The 8,374-nt window shown below is 68.7% G+C and carries 12 protein-coding genes; 8 read left to right on the plus strand and 4 right to left on the minus strand.

All coding sequences use genetic code 11. The annotated features are described in order from the left end of the window. Nucleotides 1-91: 91 nt before the first annotated feature. From MOQ72_RS34535 to MOQ72_RS34545, 3 genes are read right to left on the minus strand one after another with little or no spacing between them, the layout of a single operon-like run. Nucleotides 92-712, minus strand: coding sequence for an alpha/beta hydrolase (locus MOQ72_RS34535; protein ID WP_242190030.1), 621 nt, complete (start codon nucleotides 710-712; stop codon nucleotides 92-94). Then, entirely contained in the window at nucleotides 709-1,686 is a 978-nt protein-coding gene (locus MOQ72_RS34540) for a ring-cleaving dioxygenase (protein WP_242190031.1), read from the minus strand. The genes MOQ72_RS34535 and MOQ72_RS34540 overlap by 4 nt, the downstream gene beginning before the upstream one ends. A gap of 39 nt (nucleotides 1,687-1,725) precedes the next feature. Next, on the minus strand, nucleotides 1,726-2,283 hold the full coding sequence (locus tag MOQ72_RS34545; protein ID WP_242190032.1) for a YceI family protein: 558 nt from the start codon (nucleotides 2,281-2,283) through the stop codon (nucleotides 1,726-1,728). 144 nt (nucleotides 2,284-2,427) lie between these two features. Here MOQ72_RS34545 and MOQ72_RS34550 point away from each other — a divergent pair, with 144 nt between their 5' ends. Further along, nucleotides 2,428-2,832: a MarR family winged helix-turn-helix transcriptional regulator gene (locus MOQ72_RS34550; RefSeq protein WP_242190041.1), complete on the plus strand. Its 405-nt coding sequence runs from the start codon at nucleotides 2,428-2,430 to the stop codon at nucleotides 2,830-2,832. 147 nt (nucleotides 2,833-2,979) lie between these two features. Beyond that, nucleotides 2,980-3,522: a VIT1/CCC1 transporter family protein gene (locus MOQ72_RS34555; RefSeq protein ID WP_242190033.1), complete on the plus strand. Its 543-nt coding sequence runs from the start codon at nucleotides 2,980-2,982 to the stop codon at nucleotides 3,520-3,522. Between the two features lie 21 nt (nucleotides 3,523-3,543). On the opposite strand, the gene MOQ72_RS34560 is transcribed toward MOQ72_RS34555, so the two are convergent. Next, nucleotides 3,544-4,533, minus strand: coding sequence for a MarR family winged helix-turn-helix transcriptional regulator (locus MOQ72_RS34560; RefSeq protein ID WP_242190034.1), 990 nt, complete (start codon nucleotides 4,531-4,533; stop codon nucleotides 3,544-3,546). Between the two features lie 119 nt (nucleotides 4,534-4,652). Between MOQ72_RS34560 and MOQ72_RS34565 the strand changes: the two genes are divergently transcribed. The 6 genes from MOQ72_RS34565 to MOQ72_RS34590 all read left to right on the plus strand — a co-directional run bounded on the left by MOQ72_RS34565 (nucleotide 4,653) and on the right by MOQ72_RS34590 (nucleotide 8,297). Then, nucleotides 4,653-4,868 (plus strand): hypothetical protein, encoded by a 216-nt coding sequence (locus MOQ72_RS34565; protein ID WP_242190035.1) that lies wholly within the window; start codon nucleotides 4,653-4,655, stop codon nucleotides 4,866-4,868. Between the two features lie 4 nt (nucleotides 4,869-4,872). After that, a complete protein-coding gene (locus tag MOQ72_RS34570; RefSeq protein WP_242190036.1) occupies nucleotides 4,873-6,060 on the plus strand; it encodes an FAD-dependent monooxygenase in 1,188 nt (395 codons plus the stop codon). A 27-nt stretch (nucleotides 6,061-6,087) separates the two neighbouring features. Next, nucleotides 6,088-6,324, plus strand: coding sequence for a hypothetical protein (locus tag MOQ72_RS34575; RefSeq protein WP_242190037.1), 237 nt, complete (start codon nucleotides 6,088-6,090; stop codon nucleotides 6,322-6,324). Between the two features lie 74 nt (nucleotides 6,325-6,398). After that, nucleotides 6,399-7,580 (plus strand): cytochrome P450, encoded by a 1,182-nt coding sequence (locus tag MOQ72_RS34580; protein ID WP_242190038.1) that lies wholly within the window; start codon nucleotides 6,399-6,401, stop codon nucleotides 7,578-7,580. 10 nt (nucleotides 7,581-7,590) lie between these two features. Next, nucleotides 7,591-7,794 carry a ferredoxin gene (locus tag MOQ72_RS34585; RefSeq protein ID WP_242190039.1) on the plus strand — a complete coding sequence of 68 codons (204 nt, stop codon included), beginning with the start codon at nucleotides 7,591-7,593 and terminating at the stop codon, nucleotides 7,792-7,794. Further along, the gene (locus MOQ72_RS34590) at nucleotides 7,791-8,297 is read left to right on the plus strand and encodes an oxidoreductase C-terminal domain-containing protein (RefSeq protein ID WP_242190040.1); all 507 of its coding nucleotides are present in this window, start codon (nucleotides 7,791-7,793) and stop codon (nucleotides 8,295-8,297) included. Before MOQ72_RS34585 ends, MOQ72_RS34590 begins: the two co-directional genes overlap by 4 nt. Nucleotides 8,298-8,374: the final 77 nt, after the last annotated feature.

The raw sequence follows: 8,374 nt of genomic DNA on the forward strand, positions 1-8,374 counted from the left end.
CCCTGGGGGAAGGTCAAGACAAGCGTGGGCCGCCAGGAGCTGGGCCCGCCGGATGCGTACGTGACCGGCGAGCGCATGGGCTTCCATGCTTTTACCGGGCTTCGCGGAGGAACCGCTCGATCCGCGGCAGTGACCGCGGATCGACGGTGTGCCCACCGCGGTGTGCCAGGACGGTGACAGCCGCGCCGCGCTCGCGCAGCTGTCCCACCAGACGCTCGGTTTCGTTGCGGGTCGCCATCGGGTCGTGTTCGCCGTTGACCACGGCAACGCGCTTGCCCGTGAGGTCGACACCCTGCGGCGGGTCGTGGAAGGGCGCCATCGCCGCCATCAACACCGCGCCGGAGAACGCGTGCGGGCGCTGCAACAGCGTCGCCGAGGCGATGTTGGCGCCGTTGGAGAAACCGACTGCCAGCCAGCTTCCTGCTGCGACGCCGTAATGCTGTTCGGCGGACTGGAGGAACGTCGCGAGTTCGTCGACGCGGGCATGCAGGTCGTCCTCGTCGAACACCCCCTCCCGCAGGCGGCGGAAAAACCGGGGCATGCCGTTTTCCATGACCGTGCCGCGCACCGACAGCGTTGGGGCGTTCGGCGCGAGATGCTCGCGCAGCGGCAGCAGGTCGTGTTCGTCGCCGCCGGTGCCGTGCAGCAGCAACAGCGGTGGACCGTCGGCGCCGGGCAGCCACACGTGCGGGCGGTCCAGCGTTGCGGTCATGACGAACTCCGCTCGACCAGTTCGGGGTTGTTCTCGTCGGGCAGCTGCAACTTCGGCAGGGTGGCGGCGATCGCTTCGCGGTCGGGTTCCAGCCACGGCGGGAGCTTCAGCGCCCGACCCAGTTCCAGCAGCGGTTCGTCGACGGTGAAGCCGGGCTCGTCGGTAGCGATTTCCAGCAGTGTGCCGCCGGGTTCGCGGAAGTAGATCGACCGGAAGTACTGGCGGTCGAGGATCGCGGTGACCTGCACACCTCGGTCGACGAGTTCGGCGCGCCAGTCCTGCTGCGTGCGCTCGTCGGGCGCGCGCCACGCGACGTGGTGCACGGTGCCGCCTGCGACCAGCCCTCGCGGGGCATCGGGAGTGATGAGCACGTCGACCAGCGCGCCAGGCCCACCGGCTCCCGCGGCGAAGCGCAGCCTGTTGCCCTCGCCACCGACGTGGTGCAGCCCCATCTCTTCCAGCATTCCCACCGTCGCACCCTCGGCCGCCACCGACAGCGCCACCGAGTGCAGGCCCCGGATACCGTGCTCGGCGGGCACGATCCCATTGTCCCAGGGATCGCGCGGATCACCTTGGGGGTGGGCGACCAGCGAAAGACCCAGCCCGTCCGGATCGCGGAAGGTCAGCGCCTCCTCGCTGTCCCGGCTGACGACCTTGCTGGCTTCGACCCCCGCGTCCCGGAGGTGCTGCTGCCACCAGCCGATCGACCCGGACGGCACCGAGAACGCCGTCGTCGTGGCTTGGCCGGTGCCACGGCGTCCGCCGGGTACGCCCTTCCACGGGAAGAAGGTCATCAGCGTCCCCGGCCTACCGTCTTCGTCGCCGTAGTAGAGGTGGTAGGTATCCGGGGAGTCGAAGTTCACCGTCGTCTTGACCAACCGCAATCCGAGTGTGCGCAGGTAGAAATCCGCGTTGCGCTGCGGGTCCCCGGCGATCGCCGTGACGTGGTGCAGCCCGCTCGTGGCCAAAGTCATGACTCCTCCAAAAGTCGTGCCACCGGGTGGCGAACCTGATCAGGCCTGCTTGATCGCCGAGATCTCGAACTCCAGCAAGATCTTGTCGCTCACCAGGACTCCGCCGGTCTCCAGCGCGGCGTTCCAGGTGACACCGAAATCCTTGCGGTTGATCGTGGTCTGGCCCTCGAAGCCGACCCGGACGTTGCCGAACGGATCGGTGGCCTGCCCTTCGAACGTGAACGGCACCGTGACCGACCGGGTCTCGCCCTTGATCGTGAGATCCCCGGTGACGTCGAAGGCGTTCTCGTCGGTCCAGGTGATCTCCGTGGATTGGAAGACGATCTCCGGGTGCTCGTCCATCTGCAGGAAGTCGTTGCTGCGCAGGTGGGTGTCGCGGTCGGCGTTGCGCGTGTCGATGCTCGCGACCTGGATCAGCACCCGCACCGACGAGCGGGCCGGGTTTTCCCCGTCGAGGCGCGCATCGCCGCTGAACTCGTTGAACGCACCGCGCACCTTGGTCACCATCGCGTGCCGCGCCACGAACCCGATCCGGCTGTGCGCCGGGTCCAGGACGTACTCGCCGGTCAGGTGGCGGTAGTCGGTCGTCGTGGGCATTGCAGCTCCTTCATTTGGTTGACGTGTCATCTATATCTTCGCCAAGTATGGATGACATGTCAACCAATTCGCTAGGATCGGGGTGTGACGCAACCACGCTGGCTCGATGAGCAGGAACAACGCGCCTGGCGCAGCTACCTCGCCATGCAGGCGAAACTCGCCGCGCGGTTGAACCGGCAGTTGCAGGCGGACTCCGGTCTGTCCCTGCCTGACTTCGACGTGCTCGTCCAGCTCACCGACCACCCCGAACGCCGCGTGCGCGTGCTCGCGCTCGCCGAAGCGCTGCAGTGGGAGAAGAGCCGTCTGTCGCACCACCTGGCCCGCATGCAGCGCCGCGGCCTCGTCGTTCGTCAGGACTGTCCCGACGATGCCCGCGGCGCGTTCATCGCGCTCACCGACGAAGGCCAGCAAGCCATCGAACGCGCCGCACCCGAACACGTCAACACGGTCCGCGATCTCGTGTTCGACCAACTGGCACCAGATCAGGTCGAAGCACTGCACGCCATCGCGATCCAAGTGCTCAACCGCCTCGACGAAGACGCCCGCTAACCGGAACACCGGCCATGCGCCAACGCGGACGCGCGATTTTGGTAAGCCTGTCTTGTGCTTGGTAAGGCTGCCCGAATATCGCCGTGGAATGCCTGAATTGGCGCGCTGGAAAAGAGGTTAGGCATTCCTTGTCTTCTTTGGACTTAGGTGGGACTTATTGGCACCAAAGAGATTTCCGTTGTTATCGTAGTGGTTATGGTTGCGCTTCTGGAGAGAATTCGTGCGGACGAGAAGGTCTTCGTGCTGCGTTATGTTCAGCCGGGGCTCGTCGGGCTGATCGACGGCACTCTTTCCACCCTGGCGCCGATCTTCGCAGCCGCGTTGCTGTCCGGTTCGCACGCGGCGCTGTTCGTGGGCTTGGCAACGGCGCTGGGCGCGGGCATCAGCATGGGCTTGTCGGAGGCGCTGTCGGATGACGGCAGTCAGACCGGCCGCGGTTCGGCGGTCGCTCGCGGCGTTGTGACCGGGGCGATGACCGCGCTGGGCGGGGTGTTCCACGCGCTGCCGTTCGTCATAGAACACCGGCCGACCGCGATTACCCTCGCGGTGATCGTGGTGGCCATCGAACTCGTCGCGATTGCGGTCATCCGCAAGCGTTATCTCGCGGTGACGCTGCGTTCGTCGGTGCTCCAAGTCGCCGTCGGTGGCGCGCTCATCGTCGCGGTCGGGATGCTGCTCGGCAGCGCCTGATGCGTAGGTGCCGACGATGGGTCACCGGTAGGCGACGCGGCGCAGGAGGCTGATCACCTTGTCCCGCTCCGCCGGGGACAGCGGCGCGACCAGGTCGCGCTGCACGGCCTGCACCGCGGGGGTCACCTCGGCGAGGGTGTCGCGCGCGAGATCGGTCAGCACCAGGAGTTTGCGCCGCCGATCGGTTTCGTCCCTGGTGTCCAGCACCCAGCCCCGGCGGCGCAGCCGCGCCAGGATGTCCGCGGCGCTGGACTTGTCGAGTGACGCCATCTCGCCAGCGGCGGTCTGGTCGATAGCCGGGCGCCAGGCGAGACTGCACAGCAGTGCGTACTGCGACGGTGTGAGCAGCGTGCCCACGTGGCGGCTCCACAGCATCCCGTGCACCTGCTCGGCCCGCCGGATCAGGTGTCCCGCCGCCGAACTGAGCGGCAGCACGTCGATGCCTTCGTCCGCGTCCTGGCCCGCCGTGGGCACCGGCCCCGCGTAGGCCACCCGCCCCAGCAGTTTTCGGAAGCTGCGCCGCAGGTTCGGGCCCAGCGGCTGCAACAGGCGGTCCTGCACCGCCTCGACCCGGGCGGTGAGATCGTGCAGCATCGCTTTGGCCGACGGCGTCAGCCACAGCTGGTTCCGCCTGCCATCGCCCGCGTCGCGATCCCGGCGGATCCAGTCTTTGCGCTCCAGCCGCTCGACGATGTTGGCCGTGGTGGACTTGTCCAGCGACGCCAGGCGACCCGCCGTCTGCTGATCGACGCCCGACTTCCGGCTCAACGCGCTCAGGATCGCGTACTGCGGGCTGGTGATGTCGTTTCCGACCTCGACCGACCAGATCGCGGTGTGCATCTGCTGGGCGCGCCGGATGAGATGGCCGACCGTCGTGTCGAGCGGCAGCGCGGTGGCGACCGGTTCCGACGCGTGTGGCGCTGGGCTGTTGCCGACCACGGTGTCCCGCACGAGTGCCTCCTCCTGCTCCCGGTCGCCCTGGCCGACCGCAATGGAACGTGTACGAACCATCTTAATGGCGTCCGGCGGCGCCTTCCGCGCGACAGCCCCTTGACTGCGCGGAGATCAGGACTTAGCGTATGGGCCATTAGTACGTATACGTACTAATTTCCGTGCGGAGGGAAACCCCCATGGCGACATCTCGATTCACCACCCCGGACGTTCGGCTGGCGGCAGCCGATCTCCAGCGGAAGCTCGCCGACCTGCTGCCGTTGCCGTTGCCCGGGACCGTGCCACATCGTCGGCGTGCCAACGGATTGCGCGAGCTCGCGGCCCGACGCGGCGACTTGGTCGGCAGTGCGAGCGATCTGGTAGCGCTGAGTCCCTACCGCGAACGGGAGTGCTGACGACATGACGACGACCGTGCCGACCCTGATCGTCGGCGGCGGCATCGGCGGGCTGGCCGCGGCGCTCGCGGTGGCCAGAGCGGGCCGTGCGGTGCACCTGCTGGAGCGGGCGGCCGAGTTCACCGAGATCGGTGCGGGCCTGCAGTTCGGGCCCAACGCGATCCGGATGCTCGACCGGCTGGGCCTGCTCAGCGAACTGCTTGAGGTCGCCGTGCTGCCCCGGCACGGCGTGATGCGGCACGCCATCACCGCCGAGCCGCTGACCACATTGGACCTCGGCGGCGCGTTCCGCGAGCGCTACGGCTATCCGTACGTGGTGGTGCACCGAAGCGACTTGCTGTCCATCCTCGTCGACGCGTGCCGCGCGGAACCCGGGATCCAGCTGGAGAACAACAAGGCGGTCGTCGAGGCGCGGGCCGATGGCGAGGCAGCCCAGGTGCGCTGTGCGGACGGCAGCGCCTACCGCGCGGAGCTGCTGGTGGGTGCCGACGGGCTGCGTTCCGTGGTGCGCACGCTCGTCTCCGACGACGAACCGGTGCCCAGCGGGTACGTCGCATACCGCGGCGCGCTGCCGATGCACGAGGTCCAGACCGAGGTCGACAACGACGATGTCGTGCTGTGGGTGGGTCCGGGGCTGCATCTCATCCAGTACCCGGTGCGGCGCGGCGAGCTCTACAACCAGGTCGCCGTGTTCCGCAGCGAGAGCTTCCGCCGTGGCGACGAGGTGGTCGGCCCGGTGGGGGAGCTGTTCGGCCGGTTCTCCGAGACCTGCGAAGAAGTCCAGCGGCACGTGTCGCGCATCGAGACCGCGCGCAGCTGGCCGATCTACGACCGCGACCCGATCCCGACGTGGGTGCACGGCCCAGCGGTGCTGCTCGGCGACGCGGCGCACCCGATGCTGCAGTACCTCGGCCAGGGCGCATGCCAGGCGCTGGAGGACGCGCTGGCGCTCGGCGACGCGGTCGGCGCGTACGGCGGCGACATCACCAAGGCTGTGCAGGCTTACGACTCCGTTCGCGTGCCTCGTGCCGGGCTTTGCCAGACCAGGGCGCGGATGTGGGGCGAGGTGTGGCACACCAACGATCCGGTGACGCTCGGGCTGCGCGACCGGTACATGCACTCCCGCGAGCCGGACGACTACAGCGAGCTGGACTGGTTGTACGCGGCGGATTCCGTCGCCGTCCCCGCCTGACCGGCGGCGCGAAACGAGGAGCCGACAATGAAGTTGCTCAGTTACCTGCGTGCTGACGGTGCGGCAGGGGTGGGCGCCGTCGTCGACGGCGCGGTGCGGCAGGTCCGGCCGGAGTTCGTCGCGACCGCACCGGCCGGGCTCAGCCCGATGCGACGGGTGATCCAGGCTGCCGACGGGGCCGGTGCGGACGTCCCGCTCGACCTGGGCGCGGGACCGGTGCCGCCCGCTGAGCTCACCCCGGTCCGCTCGCGTGCGGACCGCTGACCCGGCTTTTCGTTCGGCCGCTCTAGCCAAGTCGGAGGTGCGTCATCACTACCGCAGAGATTCCCGAGTACCCGTTGTCCCGACCGACCGGTTGCCCGTTCGACCCGCCCGCGGAGTTCACCGCCCTCCGCGCGGAGGAGCCGATCTCGCGCGTGCGGCTGTGGAACGGCAAGCTCGCCTGGCTGGTCACCCGCTACGACGACGTGCGCGCGGTGCTGTCCGATCCGCGGTTCAGCTCCGACATGTCCAAGCCGGGCTTCCCGAGCCACAGCGAGGGCGTCGCCGTGACCCGCACGAAGCACCCGACGTTCCTGAACATGGACGACCCCGAGCACGCCGTGCACCGCCGGATGCTCACCAGGGACTTCATGATCAAACGGGTCGAGGCGCTGCGCCCGCGCATCCAGCAGCACGTCGACGAACTGCTGGACCAGTTCACCGCCGGGCCGCAGCCCGCCGACCTGGTCACGGGCTTCGCCCTGCCGGTGACGTCGTCGGTGATCTCCGAGCTGCTCGGCGTTCCGTACGAGGACCACGAGTTCTTCCAGCGCCAGAGCGGGTTGCTCATCTCCGGGACGGTCGGGCCGGAGGAGGCGATGGTCGCCTTCGACAGCGTCCGCGAGTACCTGCGCGGCCTGGTCGAGCGCAAGGCGGTGGAACCCGCGCAGGACGTGATCAGCCACCTGATCGAGATCGAGCGCGCGGGCAGCATCACGCGGGACGAACTGCTCAACATGCTGAGCCTGCTGCTGCGGGCCGGGCACGAGACGACCGCGAACATGATCGCGCTCGGCACGCTCGCGCTGCTCGAACATCCCGCCCAGCTCGCCGCGCTCAAGGCCGACCCCTCGCCGACGGCGGTCGCCAACGCCGTCGAAGAGTTGTTGCGCTACCTCACGATCACGCACTACGGCAGGCGGCGCGTGGCGACCGAGGACGTCGAGATCGGCGGCACGCTGATCCGCGCTGGCGAAGGTGTGGTCGCGGCCAACGATTCGGCCAACCGCGACCCCGACGCGTTCCCCGGCAACCCCGACGAGCTGGACCTGGGGCGGGCCGCCCGCCACCACCTGACCTTCGGGTACGGCGTGCACCAGTGCCTCGGCCAGCCGCTGGCCAGGGTCGAGCTGCAAGTGGTGTACCCGACGCTGCTGCGGCGTCTGCCGGAGTTGCGGGTCGCGGTGCCGGTGAGCGAGCTGCCGTTCAAGACGCACATGGTGTTCTACGGGCTGTTCTCGATGCCCGTCGAGTGGTAACGGAGCTGCGATGAAGGTCGAAGTGCAAGCCGACAAGTGCATCGCGTCCGGGCAGTGCGTGCTGCTGTCCGACGTGGTGTTCGACCAGGACGACGAGGAGGGCATCGTCGTGCTCCGCACGAGCGAGGTGCCCGAATCCGAGCAGAGCGCCGTGCGCGAAGCGGAGCGGATCTGCCCGGCACGCGCGATCCGGTTGGCCGGATCCGGCGGATGAGCGCGGCCATGCGCGAGGTGGACGTCGTGGTCGCCGCGGTGGGTGCCGTGCCCGCCACGGGCTGGCTCGCCGGATCGGGGCTCGACCTCAGCGATGGGGTCCGCTGCGACGAGCGGGGCCGTGCCGCTGACGGCGTGTACGTGGCCGGTGATGTGGCGAACGACCACCAGCCGGAAACCGGGACGCACCAGCGGTTCGAGCACCGGATGAACGCCACCGAGCAAGGCCGCCGCGCCGCGCTGAACCTACTCGGGTGCACTGAGCCGGTCCTGCCGTCGCGCTTCTTCTGGACCGACGTCGGCGACATCCGGATCCAGGCCGTGGGCACCTTCCCCGAGGGTGGCGAGCTCGCAGTGGTCGATGGCGAGCTCGCGGAGCGCAAGTTCGTCGCGACCCATTCGGCGGGTGGCCGGGTCACCGGAGTCCTCGGCTGGAACAACCCCCGCCAGTTCACCAGAGCAAGAGCCAGGCTCGGCACCCCGCGACGGAAGGCAAGGTGCTGACATGACGCTCCCTGTGTCAACTTCAGTCCTCGCGAACCGCACCTCAGGGGACCGTGACGCGAACCAGCCACGAGAAA

Origin of the sequence: Saccharopolyspora soli, assembly GCF_022678645.1 — a bacterium.
Classification (GTDB): Bacteria; Actinomycetota; Actinomycetes; order Mycobacteriales; family Pseudonocardiaceae; genus Saccharopolyspora; species Saccharopolyspora soli.